The organism is Galbibacter sp. PAP.153, from assembly GCF_037029175.1.
GTDB classification, from domain to species: Bacteria; Bacteroidota; Bacteroidia; order Flavobacteriales; family Flavobacteriaceae; genus Galbibacter; species Galbibacter pacificus.
The window spans coordinates 1-508 of the sequence record NZ_JAZEUN010000072.1; the positions used below are offsets into that span (position 1 = coordinate 1).

The following is a 508-nucleotide window of genomic DNA, read 5'->3' on the forward strand; positions in this document are numbered from 1 at the left end:
TGGCACGTTCCCTCAGCACTTCGACCGCAGGGAAAGGGTTAGATCTTGACAAGGTATGGGTGGCATCAACGATAATGGACTTTGATCGGATGATTCCTTTTTCAACTGCGATCTCAACTGTTTTTCCTATGAGCAAATTCAATAAATCGGTGTTTTTCAATCGCAGCTTCCTGAATTTGGTCAACGAACTAGGATTGATAACATCGTCCTCGGGTGACATCCCCAAAAAATACTTGAACGACATATCGTAACGGGAACGTTCCACAACATCCACGTCCGATACGGTATAGATGGTTTTCAGCAAAAGGTATTTGAACATGCGTATGGGACTCTCAGCAGTACGCCCGTTGGTCAAACAATACGTTTTGACCAATTCATCGTAAATAAAGGAGAAATCGATTAAATCATTAATCTTGCGAAGTAGGTTTTCCTTGGGAACAATTTTATCATACAGGGAACTGTATGCGCTAAACTGAAAACTTTGTTGTTGTGCTAACATTATTGGAGT

The 508-nt window shown here is 41.3% G+C and carries 1 protein-coding gene; it reads right to left on the minus strand.

Annotated elements, in window-relative coordinates; translation table 11 throughout:
- The coding region (locus tag UXI14_RS18080; protein ID WP_335967374.1) for a transposase at positions 1–499 on the minus strand (499 nt) is incomplete at its 3' end.
- Between the last annotated feature and the right edge of the window lie 9 nt (positions 500–508).